We start from the raw sequence: 20,477 nt of genomic DNA, 5'->3' as shown, positions 1-20,477 counted from the left end.
CCGTCAGGCGTGGTGCGTGGGGACGGAGACCAGCAGGGCGTCGGTGTTCTGGACCCGGACCTCGAAGTGGTCGATGTCGCCCGGCTGCATGGCCGCGCCGCCGGTGGTGCGCAGCACGCCCGGGGCGCCGGGTTCGCCGTAGCCGTCCGACGGGACGCTCCAGGTGGTGACCGTCTGGTGCTCGCCGTTGTGCGCGACGGCGATCAGTCGGCAGGTCAACGGGCCCTGCACGCCGGAGAGTCGCAGGCTGACCTGGCTGCCCCAGGTCTTGCCGTCGACCCCGACGGTGGCCTTGGCGCCGGTGGCCGGGTCGGTGGCGCTGAACTGTTCGGCGACGGCGACCACCGCGGGCGTGGAGTCGGCGGTGAGCACCGCGGCCGTGACGGCCGGGCCGGCCGCGACCGCCGCGGTGGCGGCCAGGGCGAGCACCAGCCGCCGCACCCGGCCGCGCCGCCGGCCGGCCGTCACCTCGGCGACCAGTCGGTCCAGGACGCGCCCGTCCGGGGCCGGCGCGGGTTCGGCAGGGTCCAGTCCGGCGGTCTTCGCCGATGCCACGTACTCGGCCAACAGCGGCTCGACGAAGCTGAGTTGGTCCACCTGACCGGCACATTGCGGGCAGTCCGCCAGGTGCCGTTCGAAGGCGGTGCGCTCGGCGGGCTCCAGCAGGCCGAGGACGTACGCTCCGACGTCCAGGTGCGCGGAGCCGCCGGGCGGCCCTTCGGGCAGGCCGGGGGTGGAGTCGGGCCGGTCGGTCACGATGTCACTCCCCGTTCCTCCAGCGCGAGCCTGAGCGAGCGCAGTGCGTAGAACACCCTCGACCGGACCGTCCCGGCCGGGATGCCGAGTTCGACGGCCGCCTCCTTGGCGGTGCGGCCCTTGAGGTAGGTCTCGACGATGATCTCCCGGTGGGCGGGCGAGAGGTCGGCGAGCGCGTCGGCGACGGTCATCATCCGCAGCGCCTGGTCGATCTCGTCCTCGGCGGGCAGCTGTTCCAGGACCGCCGCGTCCACCTCGCGCGGGCGGGCACCGGCGCTGCGGTGGCCGTCGATGACGATCCGGCGGGCGACGGTGACCAGCCAGGGCCGCAGCGAGCCGGCCTGCGGGTCGAGCCGGTGGATGTTGCGCCAGGCCCGGACCAGCGTCTCCTGGACGACGTCCTCGGCGCGCTGCCGGTCCCCCGCGACCAGGTGGAGCACGAAGCCGAGGAGCGGACCGGCGTGCTCGCGGTACAGGGCCCGCATCAGCTCCTCGTCCGCGGCCCCCGTGCCGTACCCGGCCCGGCCGCCGCCGGGGTGCTCCTCGGTCACCACTTCATCGTTGCGCAACCGGGCCTCCCGGTCCAGGGTGGTCGGCGATCGACGGCATCAGTACCCCGGTGCCGGGGTACTGGGCTGCGGGGTGGGGGTGGCGGGCGCCGGAGTGGTGGCCGGCATCGCCTTGCCGCCGGTCGGGGTCACCGCGAACCACTGGCCGGCCACGCCCTCGCCCTTGGTGTCACCGGGCTTGCTGTCCGGCGAGTAGCGGTAGACCGGCCAGCCGTTGACGGTGACCTGCTTGGTGCCGTCGTCGCGGGTGAAGCTGCCGACCAGCTTGCTGTCGATGCCCTTGACCGTCACATCGCCGCCGGCGTGCTCGGGCGGCCAGAGGGAGGCGCAGCTACCGTTGCAGTAGGAGTCCGAGGGGTTGTTCTGGTCCTGGTCGAAGCGGTAGAGCGTGAAGCCCGCGCTGTCGGTGACGATGGTGCCGAGCTTGGGATCGTGGGCGGTCTGCAGGGTGGCGGCGGCCGGGGCGCCGGAACCGCTCGGCGGGCCGGGCGTGCTCGACTTGCCGGACCCGGAGGACCCGCAGCCGGCGATCAGGGCCGCCGCGGCGAGGCCGGAGGCGGCGAGCACGGCGGCCCGCCGGGTACGGGGGGTGCTGCTGCGCATGGGGAGCCTCCCGGGTCGGTGAACGGACTGGACACCCCTCTGTACGGACGGTGGCGGCCGGGTGCTCAATCCCGGGCCGCCCCCGGAATACCCCGGCGGGCATCACCGTTGTCGCGGGCACATGATCTGTACCGCCACCACCTTCGGAAGGGAAGGATCCGCGAGATGAGCAACATGGTCGAGCTGACCAAGGAGAACTTCGACGACATCGTCCCGGGCCCGGAGGGCAAGGACTTCGTCTTCATCGACTTCTGGGCCGGGTGGTGCGGGCCGTGCCGCCAGTTCGCCCCGGTGTACGAAAAGGCCGCGGAGCGCCACCCGGACCTCGTGTTCGCCAAGGTCGACACCGAGGCCCAGCAGGAGCTGGCCTCCGCGTTCGGCATCCAGTCGATCCCGACGCTGGCGATCATCCGCGAGGGCGTGCTCGTCTTCTCGCAGGCCGGCGCCCTGCCGGAGCCGGTGTTCGAGGACCTGATCGGGCAGGCCCGCAAGCTGGACATGACCGAGGTCAAGCGCAAGGTGGCGGAGGAGCAGGCGGCCGAGGGCCAGGCCTGAGCCGTCCCGCTCCGTTCTGTTCCGTTCTGTTCCGTTCTGTTCCGGGGCCCGGGGAGCCGCTGCTCCCCGGGCCCCGGCCGTGCGGTCCCGGCCCGCCGTCCGGCCGTCCGGAGGGCGGGAATCCGGAGGCGGGAATCCGGAGGCGGGAGTCCGGAGGCGGACCCTAGAGTCACCGGTGACGGATCCCCACCGTGGAAGGAGCGGTGCACCATGAGCACGTTCGTACTGGTCCCCGGGTTCTGGCTCGGCGCCTGGGCCTGGGACGAGGTGGCCGCACCGCTGCGCGCGGCCGGGCACGGGGTCCATCCGGTGAGCCTGCCGGGCCTCGCCGAACGGGCGGGCGAGCAGGGCGAGTTCGGGCTGGCGGAGCACATCGCGGACCTGGCCGGGCTGCTGGTGCGCGAGGACCTCTGGGACGTGGTGCTGGTCGCCCACAGCGGCGCCTGCGCCCCGGTGGGCGGGGTCGCGGACCGGCTGCCGGAGCGGATCCGGCGGGTGGTCCACCTGGACAGCGGCCCGATGGCCGACGGCACCTCGGTGTACGACCTGTGGCAGCCCGACTTCCAGGCGGAGGCCGACGCCACCGTGGTCGACGGCCGCCTCCCGATGCCCTCCTGGGAGTACATGGCCGCCCACGGTTCCAGCACCGAGGGCCTGGACCCGGCCGCGCTGGGGCGGATCCGCGCCCGGCTCACCCCGCAACCGGCCGGGACGTACCGGGACGCGCTGCGGCTGACCGGCGCCGGGGCGAAGCTGCCGCAGGCGCTGATCTCCTGCTCCTTCCCGCTGGAGCAGGTGCGGGCGCTGATCGCGGCCGGTCACCCGTGGTTCGCCGGGCTGGACGGGCCCAACTGGGAGCTGCGCGAACTGCCCACCGGGCACTGGCCGATGTTCTCCCGGCCGGCCGACACGGCGGCGCTGCTGGCGGAGCTCGCGGCGATCTGACCCGCTCCGCGTGTTCGCCCGCGGGCCCCGCCCCGGGCAGGATGGGGCCCATGCCGGCGGCCCGCGAAGCCGCCCCGGCGCGGACAGAGCACGCGGAACCTCGAGACCACGGAGGACGGGACATGACCAGCAGCACCGCCGAGGAGTACGACGTCATCGTCCTGGGCGCCGGCCCGACCGGCGAGAACGTGGCCGACCGGACCGTCGCCGCAGGCCTGCGCACGGTGATCGTGGAGGCCGAACTGGTCGGCGGGGAGTGCTCGTACTGGGCCTGCATGCCGAGCAAGGCGCTGCTGCGGCCGGTGGCCGCGCTCGACGACGCCCGCGCGGTCGGCGGCGCCCGCGAGGCGGTGGGCGGCGGGCGGCTGGACCCGGCGGCGGTGCTGGCCCGACGGGACTCCTTCGCCTCGCACTGGAAGGACGACGGCCAGGTGCAGTGGCTGCGGGACACCGGCATCGAGCTGGTCCGCGGCCACGGCCGGCTGGCCGGCGTGCGGACGGTCACGGTGGAGGCGGAGGACGGCACCGAGCGGATGCTCACCGCCCGGCACGCCGTCGCCGTGTGCACCGGCAGCCGGCCGGTGCTGCCGGCCGCCGTGGCCGGGCTGGCGGAGGCCCACCCGTGGACCAACCGGGAGGCCACCGGCTCGCCGACCGTCCCCGGGCGGCTGGCGGTGGTCGGCGGCGGGGTGGTCGGGGTGGAGATGGCCACCGCCTGGCGGGCGCTCGGCTCCGAGGTGGTCCTGCTGGTGCGCGGCGACGCGCTGCTGCCGCGGATGGAGCCCTTCGCGGGCGAGCTGGTCGCCGACGGGCTGCGGGAGGCCGGGGTGGACCTGCGCTTCGGCACCGAGGTGACCGCCCTGGAGCGCGGCGGAGCCGACGGACCGGTGGAGCTGACGCTCTCCGGCGGCGAGCGACTCACCGCCGACGAGGTGCTGTACGCGACCGGACGGGCCCCGCGCACCGCCGACATCGGGCTGGAGCAGGTCGGACTGCGGCCGGGCGGCTGGCTGGACGTGGACGACAGCTGCACCGTGCTGGGCGTGGACGGCGAGTGGCTGTACGCCGCCGGGGACGTCAACCACCGGGCGCTGCTCACCCACCAGGGCAAGTACCAGGCCCGGATCACCGGGGCGGCGATCGCCGCCCGCGCCCAGGGGCGCGCACTGGACACCTCGCGCTGGGGCGCGCACTCCGCGTCCGCCGACCTGGCGGGCGCGCCGCAGGTGGTGTTCACGCAGCCGGAGGTCGCGGCCGTCGGCCTGACCCTGGCCGAGGCCGAACGGCTCGGGCTGCGGGTCAAGGCCGTCGACCACGAGATCGGCAACGTCGCCGGGGCCTCGCTCTACGCCGACGGCTACCGCGGCCGGGCCCGGGCCGTCTTCGACCTGGACCGGGAGGTGATCGTCGGCGCCTGGCTGGTCGGCCCGGCCGTCGCCGAACTGCTGCACTCGGCCACCGTCGCGGTGGTCGGCGAGGTGCCGATCGACCGGCTCTGGCACGCCGTCCCCGCCTACCCGACGATCAGCGAGGTCTGGCTGCGGCTGCTGGAGGGCTGCCGGGAGTGAGCCTCCCCCCTCCCGGGGCGCGGCGCGGCGAGATGTGACCACCGGTGGACGGCGGGACACTGGCTGGTGGGGCGCGTCCGCCGCGCCCGGGGGCCGTCCCGGGGGGCCGTGCTCGTGATCAGGTGGTGTGAGGCATGACCGAGGTGTTGTTGGCCGTCGGAACCGAGAAAGGCCTCTTTCTCGGCCGCAGCCGCGACCGGCTGGACTGGGAGTTCAGCGGGCCGCACTTCCCGATGAACGCGATCTACTCCGTCTCCATCGACCGCCGCGAGGAGCGGACCAGACTGCTGGTCGGCGCCGACAGCAGCCACTGGGGGCCTTCGGTGTGGCGCTCCGACGACCTCGGCGCCAGCTGGTTCGAACCGCCGCAGCCGGCGATCCGCTTCCCCGAGTCCACCGGCGCCTCGCTCACCCGGGTCTGGCAGCTCCAGCCCGCCGGGCCGGAGGATCCCGGGGTGGTGTACGCGGGCACCGAGCCCGCCGCACTGTTCCGCTCCACCGACGGCGGCGAGACCTTCGCCCTGGTCGACTCGCTCTGGAACCACCCCCAGCGGCCCGAGTGGGGCGCCGGCTACGGCGGCCAGGGGCTGCACACCATCCTCACCGACCCGCGCGACCCGCAACGGCTGCTGGTCGCCGTCTCCAGCGGCGGCGTCTACCGCAGCAAGGACGGCGGGGACACCTGGGCGCCCTCCAACACCGGCCTGCGCGCCGAGTTCTTCCCGGAGGAGAAGCAGTACCCCGAGTTCGGCCAGTGCGTCCACAAGATCGCCCCGGACCCGGTCCACCCCGACCGGCTCTACCTGCAGAACCACGGCGGCGTCTACCGCAGCGACGACTGGGGCGAGAACTGGCGCTCCGTGGTGGACGGGCTGCCCGCCGAGTTCGGCTTCGCCGTCGCCGCCCACCCGCGCCGGGGCGACACCGCCTACCTGTTCCCGCTCGGCGGCTCGGACGACCGGATCCCGCCCGGCCGGCGCTGCCGGGTCTTCCGCACCACGGACGGCGGCACCAGCTGGCAGCAGCTGGCCAACGGCCTGCCGGGCGAGGACCACTACGGCATCGTGCTGCGCGACGCCCTGCGCACCGACGACGCCGACCCGGCCGGGATCTACTTCGGCAACCGGACCGGCGACGTGTACGGCAGCCGCGACGAGGGCGAGACCTGGTCGCTGCTGATCTCCCACCTGCCGGACGTGCTCTGCGTCCGTGCGGCGGTGGTGAGTTGAGCACCGCAGGCCGGTGACCCCGGCACGGGACGCAGCACCCCGCCGGACGGGACCCGCCGGTCGAAAACCTGTTGCCGGGACGCCCCGACCCGGTGAGCATGGGCCGCCGACGAACGATCTCGCGAAGTGGGGTGGGCCATGCCCGAAACGGACTGGGTGGTCAGGCACGACGGCGACGGCGTACCGGTGCTGCGGTACCAGGTGGGCGAGCGGGACGGGCGGCCGTGGGCCGACCTGCTGGAGGTGCTGGACGAATCGGCGGACGCCGCCGAGTACATCCGCGCCGAACTGCCCGGCTGGGTGGTCTCCGGCAGCCCCGAACTCGGGCAGCGACTGCTGGCGCGGGGAGCGACGGCCCTGCGCCACGCCCACACCTTCCGGCGGGACCTGCGCGCCGACCCGCCGCCCGCCGACTGGGCCGGGGTGCCACTGCGCGAGGGCCTGCGGGCGGTGCCCTGCGACCGCGCGCCCGAGGAGCTGTTGGAGTCCTGGCGGGCCGCCTTCGACCCCACCCACGTGGACCGCTTCCACGGCGACGACAACCGTGCCCTGGCCGAGCGCATCGGCCCGCTGCTGGCCGGGAAGGCCATCGGCCCGGTGCTGCCCTCCAGTCTGCTCGCCGTGGACGCCGAGGACCGGGTGGTCGGCGCCGCCGTGCTGACCGACCGGGACGGCCTGCCCTGGGTCGCCGAGGTGTTCCGCCACCCGCGGCGCGGCTACCGCGGCCTCGGCGCCGACCTGCTGCGCCGGGCGGTCGCGGACGCTGCCGGGCGCGGGCTGGCCGACGTGCACCTGGTGGTCACCGAGGGCAACCCGGCCCGCCGGGTCTACGAGGCGCTGGGCTTCCGGCTGCGGGAGACCTCGCTGACCGTGATCGTGCCGGACAGGGCCTAGGTGTACTGACCGCGTGATCGACGCCTCCCCCGACTGCCGAAAACGCGCTGGTCGGAGCCGCTGTGTAGGCTCATCCGTCATGGCGAGGGTGACACGGGACGATGTGGCGCGGGTGGCGGGGACGTCCACGGCGGTCGTGAGTTATGTGATCAACGACGGTCCGCGTCCGGTGGCACCGGCGACCCGGGCCCGGGTGCTCGCCGCGGTGGAGGAGCTCGGCTACCGGCCCAACCGGGTCGCCCAGGCGATGGCCCGGCGGCGGACCGACCTGCTCGGGATGGTCGTGCCGGACGCCCGTCAGCCCTTCTTCGCCGGGCTGGCCCACGCCGTGGAGCAGGCCGCCACCGAGCACGGCCGGCTGCTGCTGATCGGCAACTCCGACTACGCCGACGAGCGCGAGGCGCACTACATCCGAGCCTTCCTCGGGATGCAGGTGGACGGCCTGATCCTGGTCACCCAGGACCCGGCCGCCCCCGGACTGACCGGCTTCGACTCGGCTGACGGCACCCCGGTGGTGCTGCTGCACCACCGTACGGAGAGCGCCGGCGGCGTGGCCGTGGTGGCGGACGACGAGGGCGGCGCCCGTGAGGTGGTCCGCCACCTGCTCGGCCACGGCCACCCCGAGGTGCACTGCTTCGGCGGCACCCTGGCGCTCAGCCCGCTCGACCCGGTCACCGGGCGGACGGCCGGCTGGGCCGCGGCGCTGGCCGAGGTCGGGCTGTCCACCGACGGGCGGCTCACCCCGGCGCCCTTCGACCGGGTCCGGGCGCACGCCGAGGCACTCACCCTGCTCGGCCGGCCCGACCGGCCGTCCGCGGTGTTCTGCGCGACGGACGACCAGGCGATCGGCCTGCTGCGGGCCGCCGACGACCTCGGCATCCGGGTGCCGGAGGACCTCGCGGTGGCGGGTTTCGACGACATCGCCGAGGCGGTGATCGCCGGACCGGCGCTGACCACCGTCACCACCGCCCAGGACGAGATGGCCCGGGCCGCGGTGGACCTGGTGCTCGGCGGGGCGGAGCACCGCGCCGCCGGGGCCCGGACCTTCCCGGCCCGGCTGGTGGTGCGGCGCTCCTGCGGCTGCCCGGCCGGATCCGCGGCCCGACAGCCCTGAGCCGTAGGTCAGTTCAGCTGGAAGGCCGTGCGTCAGTTCAGCTGGAAGTCGGCCTCGACCGGGTAGTGGTCGCTGGGCGCGTTGGTGTCCGGCGAGCCCGGCGCCCAGCCGGCCTGCGGGTCGAAGTCGACCTTCACGGTGGACATCGAGGCCGGCACCGGGCGGCCCGGGGCGTTGAGGTAGCCGATGTAGTCCAGGTCGTCCCGGTAGTCGGTCGGGAAGGTCTCCACGCCCGCCATGTACTGGCACCAGGAGGAGACCGGGCAGTCCATGGTGGTGCGGGCCTGGTTCGGGTCGGTGGCCGGGGTGCCGAGCACGCCGTTGACCGCGTTCTGGGCGTTGGTGTAGTCGCCGCGGCCCTGGCCGTGGAAGTACTCGACGTTGAGGTCGCCGCCGATCAGCACCGGGGCGCTGCTGCCGACGATGCCGTCGACCCAGGCGCGGATCTCGGCGAGCTGGCCGAGCCGGGTGGACTGGGTGGTGTCGGTGGAGGTGTCGGCCTCGTCGGCCTGGAGGTGGGTGCCGACCACCCAGGCGGTGCGGCCGTTCTTGTTCACCCGCACCAGCGCCGCGCCCTTGTTGGCGTGGTAGTCCCAGGTGCCGTAGGTGGAGTTGCTGAACACGTGGGCGTACTGGGCGGTGATCGGGTACTTCGAGAGGATCATCGTGCCGCCGTTGATGACGAACCACGAGCTGGAGCAGTTGCCGCTGACGCCCGTCCAGCCGCCGCCGGAACAGGTCTGGCCGACCACCGGGGTGCGGTAGGGGTAGAGGTCGGCGAGCTTGGCGTTGATGTCGGCGGTCGAGCTGTTGTTGAACTGCTCGTCCAGGACGACCACGTCGGCGTTGTGCTGCCGGACGATCTGCTCGATCACCGGGGTGCGGCGGGCGGCCTGTTCGTTCTGGGTGCTGTCGACGACGGCGGTGCCGAGGTCGACGTTGAACGCGAAGACGGACAGCGTGGTGGGGCTCGCCGCGGTGGTGGCGGAGGCGCTCGGGGCGGTGCCGCCGAGCAGCAGTGCGGCGGCGGCCGCCGAGGTGAGGGCGGTGGCCGTGCGACGCGAGAGCATGGGCGTTCTCCTGGGGGTCCGTCAATCCGGTGGGCCCGGGCGGGCCGGGGTGACCGGCCGCCGGGGATTGGCGGGGGAACGCTAGCTACTGCCCGGTACTTCGGGAAGAACGCCAGGCGATCAGTTGCGATCGCTCCTGTGGCGGCGAGATGTCTGTACAGGTCAGGGCCGTCGACCGACAAGATGTCTGTACACCCTTGCACCGGAGGCCCACAGGCGGGTGACGGCCCGTCAGCCGTCCGACAGTTCGTCCGCGAGCAGGTCCATCAGCAGGTTGTCGTGCCAAGTGCCGTCCGAACCGCGCTCGTACTGGCGCATGGTGCCGACCGGGCGGAAGCCGACCTTGGTGTAGCAGCGGATCGCGGCGAGGTTGTCCACGGCCGGGTCGATCACCAGCCGGTGGTAGTGGCGTTCGTGCACCAGGTGCCGGGCCATGGTGCGCACGGCGTCGGTGCCCAGGCCCAGGCCGTGCACCGAAGGGTCCAGGAAGATGTCCATCCCGGCGTGCCGGTACTCGTCGTCGTTCTCGGCGTACCACTGCACGGCGCCGACCACCCGGCCGCCCACGTCGATCGCGAAGGTCTCGGTGTCGGGCGATTCCAAGTCCCTCGCGACCTCGTCGACCAGGTCGTCACCACCCCGCCAGCGGGCGAACACCTCGGGCGTGCTGCGGATCGCCACCAGCGCCGGGATGTCGTCGGCGGTGGCCGGGCGGAGGGTGACCAGGGTGCCGTGCAGAATCGTCCCCATATGGGGCATGTTGGCACGGAAAGCCGCCCCGGTCGAGCGATTTGCCGGGCGCCCCGGGCGGGCGCCGGGGCCGCCGGTCGGGGTGGGGCGCCGGGGTGGATCGGGGGCGGACCCCGGGGTGGGGCGGGCTACCCGGCGGGCCGGGTCCGGTCGCCGAGCGGGCCGAGCCAGACTGCGGTGACGGCACTGACGTAGCGGGCGCCGCAGTGGTCGTCCGGGACGACCAGCTGCGGGCCGGCCGCGTCCAGCGGGGCGCCGTCCATGCTGGTCGCGAGCAGGATCCGGCGGCCGCCGAAGTCCGGGTCGATCTCGGCCCAGGAGACCACCGCCCGGTGGCCGTCGGCGCCGACCACGTTGAGCAGGAAGCGCAGTCGCTGCTTGCGGCCGGAGAAGTCGATCCGGGGGCGGGCGGCGAGCAGGACGTCCAGCAGGGCCGGGCCCTCGTAGCCGTGGCGCTGCTCACCCTCGGTCAGGCAGTCGAAGCTGACCTCGACCCGGTGCGCGGGGAGGGCCCGCAACTGCTCGACGGTCAGCTCGGCCGGCTCGTCGAGGTGGCCGTGCAGCCGGACGGTGGGCCTCGTCGGGGTCACGCCGGATCTCGCCGGGGTCATGGCGCTCCTTCCTCCCGGGCCGCGCCACCGCGGCCCGGGAGGAGGACTACCCGAGGGGGAGCTCCGACATTCGCAGTTGCGGCGCTGAATGGCCCCCTTCAGCGGCAGCTGCGATGGCATGGCCGACTTTCAGCTCGCACCTGCGATGCCGGTCGCGGGGTGCGCCGGAGGAGAAGGCCCGGCGCGCCCCGCACACCGATTGAAGCAAGGCGGCAATCGGGTGGACCACTGGTTCCGAGCACCGGTCGCGCGGCCCTCCACTGGATGATCCGACAAGAAGATTCACCGTTGCTCCGCTGGCATTTACGATGCCCGTGCGCCAGTAGGCCTCTCATCTGCGAGAGAACCAAGGCGCGAAGCGCCAAGGCGACACCCGGGCGAGAGCGAGCGAGAGATGATCGTCGGCGACCTGCTGAACCTCGACGACCTGTCCATCCGATTGGCCTGGGGCACGCCCGACCTGCTCGACCGCCCGGTCACCGGCGTGAGCTCCACCGACCTCCAGGACCCGGCCCGCTACCTCCAGCCCGGCGAGCTCGTGCTCACCGGCCTGGTCTGGTGGCAACCCGCCGACGCCTCCGGCGCGCTGCGCTTCGCCACCGCGCTGCGCAGCGCCGGAGTGGCCGCCCTGCTGGCCGGCGAGGGCACCCACGGCAGCATCCCGGACGGCCTGGCCGAGGCCTGCCGCACCCACGGCATCCCACTGCTCGCGGTGCCCGCCGGGGTGAGCTTCCGGGCCGTCACCGACCGGGTCTACCTGCGACTCTGGGGCGATCTGCGGGCCGGGGCGCAGGACACCGCGGCGATTCCGGAGACCGTCCGGAGCGAACTGCTCGACCTGATCCGTGCCGAGGCCGGGCCCGACGAGGTGCTGGCGCACGCGGTCGGCCGGCTGGGGCTGCCCGACTGCTCGATCGCCACCGCCGGCGGACGGCCCGTCGCCGGTGTCCCGATCATCCCGACCGCGGGCGCTCGGGGCGGTCGGGGCGGCCAGGGCAGTCGGGGCGGTCGGGGCACTCGGGGCGGTCAGGGCGGACCGGACGGCCACGGCGGGATCGGGCTGCCGGTCGGGCCGCAGGACGGCTCCCCCTTCGACGGCTGGCGGCTGCGGGCCCACCCCCACACCCCGGCGGTCGAACCGGCGATGCAAGGCCTGGCCGAACTGCTCGCCCCGCTCGCCGCCCGCGCCCGGGCCGCGGCGGGCGCCCGACGGCGGGCCGCCGGGCGGCTGCTGGACGCCCTGACCGACGATGCCGGACTCGCCGAGCCGCTCGCCGCCTGCGGGCTGGCCGAGGCCGGCCCACTGGTGGCCGTCACCGCGCGGATCGAACCCGGCCGCGCCGGCGACGAGGCCCCCGCCGACTGGGCGGCCCACGCGCTGGCCGAGGCGCTGCAACCGCTGGGCGCACCCCACGCGGCGGGCACCGACCGCACCGGGCTGACCGCCGCGCTGGTGGCCGCGCCCGTGGAGCGGGTCGCCGAGCGGCTGCGCCGGGCCCGGCCCGCGCTCCAGGCCCGGCTGACCGGCCGGCGCACCCTGCGGATCGGCGTCGGCCCGGCCGCCCCGCCCGCACCCCAGCCACTGCGGGCGGCCCTGGTGCAGGCCCGGTACGTGCTGGCGGACGCGAGCGGACCGGTCGGCAGCGCCGCCGAACTGGACTCCCTGGACGGGCTGCTGCGCGGCATCCCGCCCGAGGTGACGGCCGCCTTCCACGCCCGGCTGCTGGCCCCGCTCGCCGCCCACGACGCGGAGAACACCGTCTCGCTGCTGGGCACCCTGACAGTGTTCCTGGACCACGACGGCTCCTGGGCGCGGACGGCGGAGTCCCTGCACATCCACGTCAACACGGTGCACTACCGGATCCGCCGGATCGAGGAGCTGACCGGCCGCAACCTGGCCCGGCTGCGGGACCGGATCGACCTGCGGGCGGCGCTGCTGTGCGCGCCGGGGGCGGCTACCCGGTGATCGGCCGGCCGGCGAGCAGTTCCCGGACGTACGCCATGTGCGTGGAGGCGCAGCAGATCAGCACGGGTTCGTCGCGTGCTCCGGCGTCGCGCGCCCGGCGGGAATGGTCAGACACGCCCTAAGGCGTTTCGTCCTGGCGCAGACGGGCGCTGACCGCGCCGAGGCCCTCGGCGAGGACGGCGAGCTGTTCGCGGGTGAGCACGTCGATCAGCAGCTCGCGCACCAGGGCGACGTGGCCGGGGGCGGCCTGGCGCAGGGTCTCCCGCCCGTGGTCGGTGAGTTCGGCGATGACGCCGCGCACGTCGCTGGGGCAGGAGCGGCGGCCGACCAGGCCCATCCGTTCCAGCTGGGTGACCTGGTAGGTGAGGCCGCTCTTGGAGGTGACCAGCTTGTCGGCGAGTTCGGTCATCCGCAGCGAGTCGCCGGGGGCGGCGGAGAGGTGGACCAGGATCTCGTACTGCTGGTGGGAGAGGCCGGAGTCGTCCTTGAGCTGGCGTTCCAGCCGCCGGTTGAGCAGATTGCTCGCGACGACGAAGCCCCGCCAGGCGGCCATCTCGTCCTGGTCGAGCCAGCGGGGTTCGTTCAGTGAGGACATGGAGCGGAGTCTACTCCTGTTGTTCAAATTCGAACGAAGGTGTACCGTCCCGAGATAGAGGTTCAAATTTGAACTACTCACTGGTTCCCTTGAGGAGGACGCCATGAGCACCGCGGCCCCCGAGCGCATGCCCGCCCTGTACCTGTCGCACGGCGCGCCGCCACTCGCCGACGACCCGATCTGGCCGGGCGAGCTGGCCGCCTGGTCCGCCGACCTGCCGCGGCCCAAGGCCGTCCTGATGGTCTCCGCCCACTGGGAGGAGGCCCCGCTGGCCGTCGGCGCCGTCACCACCGTCCCGCTGGTCTACGACTTCTGGGGCTTCCCGGAGCACTACTACACGGTCCAGTACGCCGCCCCCGGCGCGCCGGAGCTGGCCGAGCGCGTGCGCAAGCTGCTGCGCGCCCCCGGCACGCCCGTCCAGGACATCCCCGACCGCGGACTCGACCACGGCGCCTACGTGCCGCTGGTGGAGATGTTCCCGGCGGCCGACGTCCCGGTGCTGCAGATCTCCATGCCCACCCTGGACCCCCAGCGCCTGCTGGAGATCGGCCGCCGGCTCGCCCCGCTGCGCGACGAGGGCGTGCTGATCATCGGCAGCGGCTTCTTCACCCACAACCTGCGGGCGCTCAGCCGCGACGGCCGGATCACCTCGGTGATGGCCGAGTTCGACGACTGGGGCAGGCGCGCCCTGGACGCCCACGACCTGGACGCGCTGCTCGACTTCGAGCACAAGGCCCCGGCCGGGCGCCTCGCCCACCCGCGCACCGAGCACTTCGCCCCGCTGTTCGTCACCCTCGGGGCCGGCGAGGCCGACCTCGGCAGCCAGCGCAGCGTGATCGACGGGTTCTGGATGGGGCTGGCCAAGCGGTCGATCCAGCTGGGCTGAACGGGTGGCCGGGTCATCGGGCGCACTCGATCGGGTGCGCTACAGGGCGCAGCAGGTGAAGCGCTCGCCGATGTGCTCGGGCTGCTCGATCTCGTCCACCAGGGCGACCGCGTAGTCCGGCACCGAGATCCGGCTCTGCCCCGCGGCGTCGGTGAGCAGCTGCTCCAGGCCCGTCCGGTAGCGGCCGGTCCGCTCCCCCGGGCCGATCTCGGCGGCCGGGCTGAGCACCGTCCAGCGCACGTCGGAGACCGTCCGGTAGTAGTCCAGGGCCGCGCCGTGGGCGTGCATGATCTGCAGGATCGGCTCCGGCAGGCCCGGGATGTCCCAGACCCGCACGCCCGGCGCGGTCTCCAGGCTGCCCGCACCGCCGACCGCGACCAGCCGGGGCGCGTCGCCGGCGAGCGCCCGCAGGCCCTCGACCAGTGAGCGGGCGGCGGGTTCGATCAGCGCCAGGTGGCCCGGGCCGTCGCCGCCGCCGACGGCGCTGACCAGGACGTCCCGGCCGGCCGCCACCCGGGCCACGTCGGCCGGGTCCAGCACGTCGCCGCGCTCCACGGCGGCGGCCGCGCCCCGGTAGCGGTCCGGCTCGCGGACCACGGCGGTGACCTCGTGCCCGCGGGCCGCCGCCTCCGCGACGACGGCGCTGCCGATGGTGCCGTTGGCGCCGATCACGGCGATTCTGGCCATGGGGTACCTGCCTGGTGCTCGGAGGCGTCGCCTCGTTGGTGTCAGACAGGGTCGATTATCGGCCGGACCCTCGGCGAAGGCCCGGCCACGTGTCCAGGGACTCGGGCGGTGGTGCGGAGCTCAGGCGGCGCCGGTGGCGATCCGCTCGGCCTGGCTGCGCTCCACGCACAGCTCGTTGCCCTCCGGGTCGGCCATGGTGACCCACCCGGTGCCGTCCGGGCGGCGCTGGTCCGACACCACGGTGGCGCCCAGGGCGAGCAGGCGCTCCACCTCCTCGTCACGGCTGCGGTCCTGCGGCTGGAGGTCGAGGTGGACCCGGTTCTTCACCGACTTGCCCTCGGGCACCTGGATGAAGAGCAGCGAGGCGCCGGCGGAGTTCACCACCGCCTCAGGGTCCCCCGGGTTGTCGTCCTCGGCGACGGTGCCGTCCAGCACCTGCGCCCAGAAGTCCGCGAGGGCGAACGGGTCCGCGCAGTCGATCGTCACGTGTCGTACCAGAGAAGCCATGCACCCACTCTCACCCGCGCCGATCGACCGTGTCCAGCCTTTTCCGGGAGTGCCGGTGACCGTCCTTCGGGTACGGCGGGAAGGCCGGAACGATCTCCGTGAGGGCGTAGCCGCTCTTCTCCGCGACCCGGCAGGAGGAGTGGTTGTCGCCCTCGTGCAGCAGGTCGATCCGGAGCAGGCCGTCCCCGGCGAAGACCTCGAAGGCCCAGCGGGTGAGACCCTCCACCGCGCGCGGGGCCACGCCCCGGCCGCGCGCCGCGGCCACCGTCCAGTAGCCCACCTCGGCCCGCTCCCGGCCCGGGGCGCCGCGCTTGAGCACCACGTTGCCGACCAGTGCGCCGGCGTCCAGGACGGCGAAGGCGTACCGGGTGCCGGCGGCCCGGCCCTCGTACTGCACGGCCAGCCAGTGGGCGGCCTGTTCGGCGTCCCGCACCGGGGACCGGGTGAAGCGGCGCAGCGTCTCGTCCCGGTAGGCCTCGATCAGGGCCGGGGCGTCGGCGTCCTCGAAGGGGCGCAGCAGCAGGCCGTCCGCCGTCGGACGGGTGGTCAGGTGGTTCACAGGTGGTCTCCCGCTCTGGTCCGTTTGCGATCCCTACGGACGAGCCGCCGGTGCCCCGCGGTTGCGGCTTGACCCTGACGCTGGCGGCAGGGTCGGAGGCTGGCCCCATGAGCGGAGAGAACGAAGCGGGAACGGGTCGGGTCGTGGTGGTCACCGGGGGCGGGACGGGGATCGGGCGGGCGACCGCGTGGGCCTTCGCGGCCGAAGGGGCCCGGGTGGTGGCGGTCGGGCGGCGCCCCGGACCGCTGGCGGAGACGGCGGCCGCGTACCCCGGGCTGATCGAGCCACTGGTCGCGGACATCACCGCGCCGGACGCCCCGGAGACGGTCGTCGGTGCGGCCGTGGAGCGGTACGGGCGGCTCGACGTGCTGGTCAACAACGCCGGCATCGTGCACAGCGAGCAGCGCCTGGGCAGTTACGAACGGGCCGGCGTGGAGCGGCTGTTGGCCACCAACCTGATCGCCCCGGTGCTGCTCGGACAGGCCGCGGTGCCGGCGCTGAGCGCGAGTCAGGGGGTGGTGGTCAACGTGAGCACAGCCGTCGGACAGCGCGGCTGGCCCACCAACTCGGTGTACGCGGCGGGCAAGGCGGCGCTGGAGACGATCACCCGCAGCTGGGCGGTCGAACTGGCACCGCGCGGCATCCGGGTGGTCGCGGTGGCGCCCGGGGCGATCGACACCCCGATCGGCGAACACTCCGGCTTCAGCCCCGAGCAGTCGGCGGCGATCCGCAAGTGGCAGTTGGAGATCACCCCGCTGAGCCGGATCGGCCGGCCCGCCGAGGTGGCCTGGGCGATCACCCAACTGGCCTCGCCGCAGGCGTCGTTCGTGACCGGCGTAGTGTTGTCCGTGGACGGGGGCGCGCTGGTGGCCTGAGGAGCTGGTGGCCTGAGGAACGGACGGGGGGAGCCGCGGTGCGGATCGGTGAACTGGCACGGCGGACGGGCAGTACCGCCCGGGCGCTGCGGCACTACGAACAGGCCGGGCTGATCGAGTCCGAGCGGGCCGCCAACGGCTACCGGGAGTACTGGGATTCGGCGGTCCCGCGGGTCCGCAACATCCGTACCCTGGTCGCCGCCGGGCTCACCATGGAGGACCTCCGGCCACTGCTCGGCTGCCTCGACGGGGACGTGCTCTCCCGGCCGCCGTCCGAACGGGTGCTGGGGATCGTCCGGGAGCGGCTGGCGGCCCTGGAGCGCCGGATCGCCGCCCAGACCGAGGCGCGGGACCGACTGACGGCCGCCCTGGCGGCGGCCGAGCGGATGCGTTCGGACGGGTGACACCCCCGATCGGGGGTGTGCACGCGGTCCACCGGAGAGGACAGTGGGCGCATGCAGATTCCACTCTCCGTGATGGACTTCCTCGACCGGGCCGAGCTGGTCTACGGCGACCGGGTCGGGATCGTCGACGAACCGGTGCAGCCGGCCGAATCCTGGGGCGACCTCAGCTACCGGCGGGTCGCCGAACTCGCCCGGGCCCAGGCCGCCGGACTGGACCGGCTCGGCGTCGGGCCGGGCGAGCGGGTCGCGATCGTCTCGCACAACTCGGCCCGGCTGCTCACCTCCTTCTTCGGGGTGAGCGGCCACGGCCGGGTGCTGGTGCCGGTCAACTTCCGGCTGCGGGCCGAGGAGGTCGCGTACATCGTCGAGCAGAGCGGCGCCTCGGTGCTGCTGGTCGATCCCGAACTCGCCGACCCACTGCACGGAGTGGTGGCCAAGCACAGGTTCGTACTCGGCGCGGACAGCGACGCCCTGCTGTACGACTTCGCCAACCCGCCCCGCCGGTACGCGATCTCCGAGAACGACACCGCCACCATCAACTACACCAGTGGAACCACCGCCCGCCCCAAGGGCGTTCAGCTCACCCACCGCAACGTCTGGCTGAACGCCACGCTGATGGGCCTGCACTACGGCGCGAACGACCGGGACGTGTACCTCCACACCCTGCCGATGTTCCACGCCAACGGCTGGGGCCTGCCGTTCTCGCTCACCGGGCTCGGCGCCCGGCACATCGTGCTGCGCAAGGTGGACGGCACGGAGATCCTGCGCCGGGTCGAACGGCACGGGGTGACCTTCCTGTCCGGCGCGCCCGCCGTGGTGCAGATGGTGCTGGACGCGGCCGCCGACTGGGACGGCCCGGTGCCCGGCCGGGACCGGGTGCGGATGATCGTGGCCGGCGCGCCGCCGCCGACCGCGGTGGTGCAGCAGGTCGAGGAGCAGCTGGGCTGGGAGTTCATGCAGCTCTACGGCCTGACCGAGACCTCCCCGATCGTCACCGTCAACCGCTCCCGCGCCGAGTGGGACGCCCTGCCGGCCGCCGAACGGGCCGAGAAGCTGGTGCAGGCCGGCGCCCCGGCGCTCGGCACCCGACTGCGGGTCGACGCCCAGGGCGAGGTGCTGGTCCGCTCCAACACCGTGCTGGACGGCTACTGGCAGCAGCCGGAGGCCACCGCCGAGGCGCTGCGCGACGAGTGGTTCCACACCGGCGACGGCGGAACCCTCACCGACGGCCAACTGACCATCTCCGACCGGAAGAAGGACGTCATCATCAGCGGCGGGGAGAACGTCTCCTCGATCGAGGTGGAGGACTGCCTGTACAGCCACCCGGCGGTGGCCGAGGTCGCGGTGATCGGGGTGCCGCACGAGAAGTGGGGCGAGACGGTCAAGGCGCTGGTGGTGCTCCGGGAGGGCCAAGCGGCCGTCACCGAGGCCGAGTTGATCGCGCACTGCAAGCAGCGGCTGGCCGGCTACAAGTCGCCCACCTCGGTGGAGTTCCGGGCGGAGCTGCCGCGCACGGCCACCGGGAAGCTGCAGAAGTTCCGGCTGCGCGAGCCGTACTGGAGCGGGCGGGAGCGGCAGGTCAACTGACGAGCCCTGCCTCGCGTGCGGCGAGGGCGAGTTCGGTGCGGTTGCGGACGCCGAGCTTGTGCATCGCGGACTTGAGGTAGCCGGTCACGGTGTTGCAGGTCAGGCCCAGGTGGGCGGCGATCTCCGGGTTGGTCCGGCCGGTCGCCGCCCAGCGCAGCACCTCGTGCTCGCGCCGGGTCAACGGGCTCGCCGGTGGTGTCCGTCGGGGTTTCGCACGGTTCCAGGCCGCCGCTCCGGCCAGCGCCCGGGTGGCGGCCGCGGCCAGCTTGCCGACGGCGGAGATCCGGACGTCCCCGAACGGCACCACGGTGCGCAGCGAGGCGTACACCACGCCGTGCACGGTGTCGCCGTCCAGCAGCGGGACGGTGAGCATCGCGTACAGGTCGTCGGCGGCCACGGCCGCGTCGTACTGGTGCGAAATGGTCGTCGCCGCACGGTAGTCGGGCACCCAGGTGGGCGCGCGCTCGGCCAGCGCCCGGCCGCCGAGGCCCAGGCCGGCCGGGACGGGAACGTCGTGCAGCAGGTCCGCCCGGGTGCCCGCCCAGTGCCGCAGCACCATGCCCTCGCTCCCGGCGTCACCCCCGGGCAGCGGCTCGGGCACACCGACCAGGCCGACGTCCACGCCGCACTCGGCCACCACCCGGCGGGCGAGGTCGCCGAGCACGGCGCGCCGCACCAGCTCGGCGGCGCGCGCGGCGAGTTCGGGGTCGTCGGGGGCGCCGTTCGGCACGGCGGTGAGGGGGTCCACGGCCCTGGTCATCGCGGAATTGTCACATGCGTCGGGGCCGGTGGCGAGAGTTCTGACGTGCGTGTTCCCCGGATCGGCGGGCGCCGGCGCCGGTCGGGGCGTAGGGTGCGGCCGCAGGCTACCGGCGGGTAGCAACTGCCCTGACCGGAGAAGGGGAAACCGATGACCGACCCGAACGCCCCGGACGACGTCCTGCACGGCCTGCTGGCCGACCTGCGGGCCGAGAGCGCCGTCCTGGACGCGCTGGTGGCCGAGCTGCCCGCCGAGGGCTGGGCCGGGCCCACCCCCGCCGAGGGCTGGACGGTCGCGCACCAGATCGCCCACCTCGCCTGGACCGACGACTGGACGGCACTGGCCGCCCGCGACCCGGAGGGCTTCACCGCCTCGCTCGGCGGCCGCTTCACCGAGCTGCTGGCCGCCGGGGCCGACCCGGTCGAGGAGGGCGCCCGGGAGGGCGCGGCCGCCGAACCCGCCGCCCTGCTCACCCGCTGGCGGGCCGGCCGGCAGGAGGCACAGGCCGCTCTGGCCGCCGCCCCCACCGGCGTCCGGCTGCCCTGGTTCGGCCCGCCGATGAAGCCCGCCTCGATGGCGACCGCCCGGCTGATGGAGACCTGGGCGCACGGCCAGGACGTCGCGGACGCGCTCGGCGCGACCCGGGAGCCCACCGCCCGGCTGCGGCACATCGCCCACCTGGGCCTGCGCACCCTCGGCTTCGCCTTCGCCGCCCACGGCCTGCCCGCGCCGGAACACCCGGTACGGCTCGAACTGACCGCGCCCGACGGGGGTTCGTGGGCCTTCGGCCCGGCGGACGCGACCGACGTGGTGACCGGCCCGGCCCTGGACTTCTGCCTGCTGGTGACCCAGCGCCGCCACCGCGACGACCTCGCCCTGACCGCCACCGGCCCGGTCGCCACCGCCTGGCTGCCGATCGCCCAGGTCTTCGCCGGGCCTCCTGGCAAGGGGCGGACGGCCTCCAGCGCCTGAACGGCCCCGGGCCGG

The 20,477-nt window shown here is 74.3% G+C and carries 24 protein-coding genes; 12 read left to right on the top strand and 12 right to left on the bottom strand.

Features of this window, described 5'->3' with window-relative positions; all coding sequences use genetic code 11:
- Nucleotides 1-3 precede the first annotated feature (3 nt).
- The 3 genes from ACZ47G_RS27295 to ACZ47G_RS27285 are packed head-to-tail and all read right to left on the bottom strand — an operon-like array spanning nucleotide 4 to nucleotide 1,928.
- Nucleotides 4-756, bottom strand: coding sequence for a zf-HC2 domain-containing protein (locus tag ACZ47G_RS27295; protein ID WP_465746983.1), 753 nt, complete (start codon nucleotides 754-756; stop codon nucleotides 4-6).
- Nucleotides 753-1,310, bottom strand: coding sequence for a sigma-70 family RNA polymerase sigma factor (locus ACZ47G_RS27290; protein ID WP_465747046.1), 558 nt, complete (start codon nucleotides 1,308-1,310; stop codon nucleotides 753-755). Before ACZ47G_RS27290 ends, ACZ47G_RS27295 begins: the two co-directional genes overlap by 4 nt.
- 54 nt (nucleotides 1,311-1,364) lie before the next feature.
- On the bottom strand, nucleotides 1,365-1,928 hold the full coding sequence (locus ACZ47G_RS27285) for a hypothetical protein (protein WP_465746981.1): 564 nt from the start codon (nucleotides 1,926-1,928) through the stop codon (nucleotides 1,365-1,367).
- A gap of 165 nt (nucleotides 1,929-2,093) precedes the next feature.
- Between ACZ47G_RS27285 and ACZ47G_RS27280 the strand changes: the two genes are divergently transcribed.
- From ACZ47G_RS27280 to ACZ47G_RS27255, 6 genes are all read left to right on the top strand, one after another.
- Nucleotides 2,094-2,483, top strand: coding sequence for a thioredoxin family protein (locus tag ACZ47G_RS27280; RefSeq protein WP_465746979.1), 390 nt, complete (start codon nucleotides 2,094-2,096; stop codon nucleotides 2,481-2,483).
- Between the two features lie 210 nt (nucleotides 2,484-2,693).
- Nucleotides 2,694-3,428, top strand: a complete 735-nt coding sequence (locus ACZ47G_RS27275; RefSeq protein WP_465746977.1) for an alpha/beta hydrolase — start codon at nucleotides 2,694-2,696, stop codon at nucleotides 3,426-3,428.
- A 122-nt stretch (nucleotides 3,429-3,550) separates the two neighbouring features.
- Nucleotides 3,551-4,996, top strand: coding sequence for a dihydrolipoyl dehydrogenase family protein (locus ACZ47G_RS27270; RefSeq protein WP_465746975.1), 1,446 nt, complete (start codon nucleotides 3,551-3,553; stop codon nucleotides 4,994-4,996).
- 134 nt (nucleotides 4,997-5,130) lie between these two features.
- Nucleotides 5,131-6,225: a WD40/YVTN/BNR-like repeat-containing protein gene (locus ACZ47G_RS27265; protein WP_465746974.1), complete on the top strand. Its 1,095-nt coding sequence runs from the start codon at nucleotides 5,131-5,133 to the stop codon at nucleotides 6,223-6,225.
- Nucleotides 6,226-6,363: 138 nt separating this feature from the next.
- Nucleotides 6,364-7,119 carry a GNAT family N-acetyltransferase gene (locus ACZ47G_RS27260; RefSeq protein WP_465746973.1) on the top strand — a complete coding sequence of 252 codons (756 nt, stop codon included), beginning with the start codon at nucleotides 6,364-6,366 and terminating at the stop codon, nucleotides 7,117-7,119.
- A 79-nt stretch (nucleotides 7,120-7,198) separates the two neighbouring features.
- Nucleotides 7,199-8,233 carry a LacI family DNA-binding transcriptional regulator gene (locus tag ACZ47G_RS27255; RefSeq protein WP_465746971.1) on the top strand — a complete coding sequence of 345 codons (1,035 nt, stop codon included), beginning with the start codon at nucleotides 7,199-7,201 and terminating at the stop codon, nucleotides 8,231-8,233.
- A gap of 32 nt (nucleotides 8,234-8,265) precedes the next feature.
- Here the strand turns inward: ACZ47G_RS27255 and ACZ47G_RS27250 are convergent, their stop codons facing one another.
- The 3 genes from ACZ47G_RS27250 to ACZ47G_RS27240 all read right to left on the bottom strand — a co-directional run bounded on the left by ACZ47G_RS27250 (nucleotide 8,266) and on the right by ACZ47G_RS27240 (nucleotide 10,664).
- Nucleotides 8,266-9,303: a sphingomyelin phosphodiesterase gene (locus ACZ47G_RS27250; RefSeq protein WP_465746969.1), complete on the bottom strand. Its 1,038-nt coding sequence runs from the start codon at nucleotides 9,301-9,303 to the stop codon at nucleotides 8,266-8,268.
- 231 nt (nucleotides 9,304-9,534) lie between these two features.
- On the bottom strand, nucleotides 9,535-10,053 hold the full coding sequence (locus ACZ47G_RS27245; RefSeq protein ID WP_380456370.1) for a GNAT family N-acetyltransferase: 519 nt from the start codon (nucleotides 10,051-10,053) through the stop codon (nucleotides 9,535-9,537).
- Nucleotides 10,054-10,181: 128 nt separating this feature from the next.
- Nucleotides 10,182-10,664 carry a molybdopterin-dependent oxidoreductase gene (locus tag ACZ47G_RS27240; RefSeq protein WP_465746966.1) on the bottom strand — a complete coding sequence of 161 codons (483 nt, stop codon included), beginning with the start codon at nucleotides 10,662-10,664 and terminating at the stop codon, nucleotides 10,182-10,184.
- A 394-nt stretch (nucleotides 10,665-11,058) separates the two neighbouring features.
- On the opposite strand from ACZ47G_RS27240, the gene ACZ47G_RS27235 reads away from it, so the two are divergent.
- The gene (locus ACZ47G_RS27235; RefSeq protein WP_465746964.1) at nucleotides 11,059-12,630 is read left to right on the top strand and encodes a PucR family transcriptional regulator; all 1,572 of its coding nucleotides are present in this window, start codon (nucleotides 11,059-11,061) and stop codon (nucleotides 12,628-12,630) included.
- Here ACZ47G_RS27235 and ACZ47G_RS27230 read toward each other — a convergent pair.
- Entirely contained in the window at nucleotides 12,620-12,745 is a 126-nt protein-coding gene (locus ACZ47G_RS27230; RefSeq protein WP_465746962.1) for a hypothetical protein, read from the bottom strand. The genes ACZ47G_RS27235 and ACZ47G_RS27230 overlap by 11 nt on opposite strands.
- A 3-nt stretch (nucleotides 12,746-12,748) precedes the next feature.
- A complete protein-coding gene (locus tag ACZ47G_RS27225) occupies nucleotides 12,749-13,216 on the bottom strand; it encodes a MarR family winged helix-turn-helix transcriptional regulator (protein WP_465747044.1) in 468 nt (155 codons plus the stop codon).
- Nucleotides 13,217-13,328: 112 nt separating this feature from the next.
- Between ACZ47G_RS27225 and ACZ47G_RS27220 the strand changes: the two genes are divergently transcribed.
- A complete protein-coding gene (locus tag ACZ47G_RS27220) occupies nucleotides 13,329-14,111 on the top strand; it encodes a dioxygenase family protein (RefSeq protein ID WP_465746960.1) in 783 nt (260 codons plus the stop codon).
- A 39-nt stretch (nucleotides 14,112-14,150) separates the two neighbouring features.
- On the opposite strand, the gene ACZ47G_RS27215 is transcribed toward ACZ47G_RS27220, so the two are convergent.
- The 3 genes from ACZ47G_RS27215 to ACZ47G_RS27205 form a co-directional block, all read right to left on the bottom strand.
- Nucleotides 14,151-14,798 carry an NAD(P)-dependent oxidoreductase gene (locus ACZ47G_RS27215; RefSeq protein ID WP_465746958.1) on the bottom strand — a complete coding sequence of 216 codons (648 nt, stop codon included), beginning with the start codon at nucleotides 14,796-14,798 and terminating at the stop codon, nucleotides 14,151-14,153.
- Nucleotides 14,799-14,918: 120 nt separating this feature from the next.
- Nucleotides 14,919-15,305 carry a VOC family protein gene (locus tag ACZ47G_RS27210; protein ID WP_465746956.1) on the bottom strand — a complete coding sequence of 129 codons (387 nt, stop codon included), beginning with the start codon at nucleotides 15,303-15,305 and terminating at the stop codon, nucleotides 14,919-14,921.
- Nucleotides 15,306-15,315: 10 nt separating this feature from the next.
- A complete protein-coding gene (locus ACZ47G_RS27205) occupies nucleotides 15,316-15,864 on the bottom strand; it encodes a GNAT family N-acetyltransferase (protein ID WP_465746954.1) in 549 nt (182 codons plus the stop codon).
- 107 nt (nucleotides 15,865-15,971) lie between these two features.
- Here ACZ47G_RS27205 and ACZ47G_RS27200 point away from each other — a divergent pair, with 107 nt between their 5' ends.
- Genes ACZ47G_RS27200 through ACZ47G_RS27190 form a run of 3 tightly spaced genes read left to right on the top strand, consistent with a single transcriptional unit; the run spans nucleotide 15,972 to nucleotide 18,730 of the window.
- Entirely contained in the window at nucleotides 15,972-16,739 is a 768-nt protein-coding gene (locus ACZ47G_RS27200; protein ID WP_465746951.1) for an SDR family NAD(P)-dependent oxidoreductase, read from the top strand.
- 38 nt (nucleotides 16,740-16,777) lie between these two features.
- On the top strand, nucleotides 16,778-17,143 hold the full coding sequence (locus ACZ47G_RS27195) for a MerR family transcriptional regulator (RefSeq protein WP_465746949.1): 366 nt from the start codon (nucleotides 16,778-16,780) through the stop codon (nucleotides 17,141-17,143).
- Nucleotides 17,144-17,194: 51 nt separating this feature from the next.
- Complete coding sequence (locus ACZ47G_RS27190) at nucleotides 17,195-18,730, top strand: AMP-binding protein (RefSeq protein ID WP_465746947.1); 1,536 nt, start codon at nucleotides 17,195-17,197, stop codon at nucleotides 18,728-18,730.
- Here the strand turns inward: ACZ47G_RS27190 and ACZ47G_RS27185 are convergent.
- Nucleotides 18,723-19,490, bottom strand: coding sequence for a helix-turn-helix transcriptional regulator (locus tag ACZ47G_RS27185; RefSeq protein WP_465746945.1), 768 nt, complete (start codon nucleotides 19,488-19,490; stop codon nucleotides 18,723-18,725). The two genes, ACZ47G_RS27190 and ACZ47G_RS27185, sit on opposite strands and share 8 nt — an antisense overlap.
- Before the next feature lie 150 nt (nucleotides 19,491-19,640).
- Between ACZ47G_RS27185 and ACZ47G_RS27180 the strand changes: the two genes are divergently transcribed.
- A complete protein-coding gene (locus tag ACZ47G_RS27180) occupies nucleotides 19,641-20,462 on the top strand; it encodes a TIGR03084 family metal-binding protein (RefSeq protein ID WP_465746943.1) in 822 nt (273 codons plus the stop codon).
- Nucleotides 20,463-20,477: the final 15 nt, after the last annotated feature.

It is taken from the genome of Kitasatospora sp. NPDC030952 (assembly GCF_055571335.1).
The sequence above is the reverse complement of the archived record's forward strand: the minus strand, read 5'-3'. Positions and strand labels throughout refer to the sequence as shown.

What these genes read in the sequence shown, in the direction of transcription:
- ACZ47G_RS27285 (WP_465746981.1), bottom strand. Translation starts at nt 1,928, where the DNA reads ATGCGCAGCAGCACCCCCCGTACCCGGCGGGCCGCCGTGCTCGCCGCC.
- ACZ47G_RS27280 (WP_465746979.1), top strand. Translation starts at nt 2,094, where the DNA reads ATGAGCAACATGGTCGAGCTGACCAAGGAGAACTTCGACGACATCGTC.
- ACZ47G_RS27275 (WP_465746977.1), top strand. Translation starts at nt 2,694, where the DNA reads ATGAGCACGTTCGTACTGGTCCCCGGGTTCTGGCTCGGCGCCTGGGCC.
- ACZ47G_RS27270 (WP_465746975.1), top strand. Translation starts at nt 3,551, where the DNA reads ATGACCAGCAGCACCGCCGAGGAGTACGACGTCATCGTCCTGGGCGCC.
- ACZ47G_RS27265 (WP_465746974.1), top strand. Translation starts at nt 5,131, where the DNA reads ATGACCGAGGTGTTGTTGGCCGTCGGAACCGAGAAAGGCCTCTTTCTC.
- ACZ47G_RS27260 (WP_465746973.1), top strand. Translation starts at nt 6,364, where the DNA reads ATGCCCGAAACGGACTGGGTGGTCAGGCACGACGGCGACGGCGTACCG.
- ACZ47G_RS27255 (WP_465746971.1), top strand. Translation starts at nt 7,199, where the DNA reads ATGGCGAGGGTGACACGGGACGATGTGGCGCGGGTGGCGGGGACGTCC.
- ACZ47G_RS27250 (WP_465746969.1), bottom strand. Translation starts at nt 9,303, where the DNA reads ATGCTCTCGCGTCGCACGGCCACCGCCCTCACCTCGGCGGCCGCCGCC.
- ACZ47G_RS27245 (WP_380456370.1), bottom strand. Translation starts at nt 10,053, where the DNA reads ATGGGGACGATTCTGCACGGCACCCTGGTCACCCTCCGCCCGGCCACC.
- ACZ47G_RS27240 (WP_465746966.1), bottom strand. Translation starts at nt 10,664, where the DNA reads ATGACCCCGGCGAGATCCGGCGTGACCCCGACGAGGCCCACCGTCCGG.
- ACZ47G_RS27235 (WP_465746964.1), top strand. Translation starts at nt 11,059, where the DNA reads ATGATCGTCGGCGACCTGCTGAACCTCGACGACCTGTCCATCCGATTG.
- ACZ47G_RS27220 (WP_465746960.1), top strand. Translation starts at nt 13,329, where the DNA reads ATGAGCACCGCGGCCCCCGAGCGCATGCCCGCCCTGTACCTGTCGCAC.
- ACZ47G_RS27215 (WP_465746958.1), bottom strand. Translation starts at nt 14,798, where the DNA reads ATGGCCAGAATCGCCGTGATCGGCGCCAACGGCACCATCGGCAGCGCC.
- ACZ47G_RS27210 (WP_465746956.1), bottom strand. Translation starts at nt 15,305, where the DNA reads ATGGCTTCTCTGGTACGACACGTGACGATCGACTGCGCGGACCCGTTC.
- ACZ47G_RS27200 (WP_465746951.1), top strand. Translation starts at nt 15,972, where the DNA reads ATGAGCGGAGAGAACGAAGCGGGAACGGGTCGGGTCGTGGTGGTCACC.
- ACZ47G_RS27190 (WP_465746947.1), top strand. Translation starts at nt 17,195, where the DNA reads ATGCAGATTCCACTCTCCGTGATGGACTTCCTCGACCGGGCCGAGCTG.
- ACZ47G_RS27185 (WP_465746945.1), bottom strand. Translation starts at nt 19,490, where the DNA reads ATGACCAGGGCCGTGGACCCCCTCACCGCCGTGCCGAACGGCGCCCCC.
- ACZ47G_RS27180 (WP_465746943.1), top strand. Translation starts at nt 19,641, where the DNA reads ATGACCGACCCGAACGCCCCGGACGACGTCCTGCACGGCCTGCTGGCC.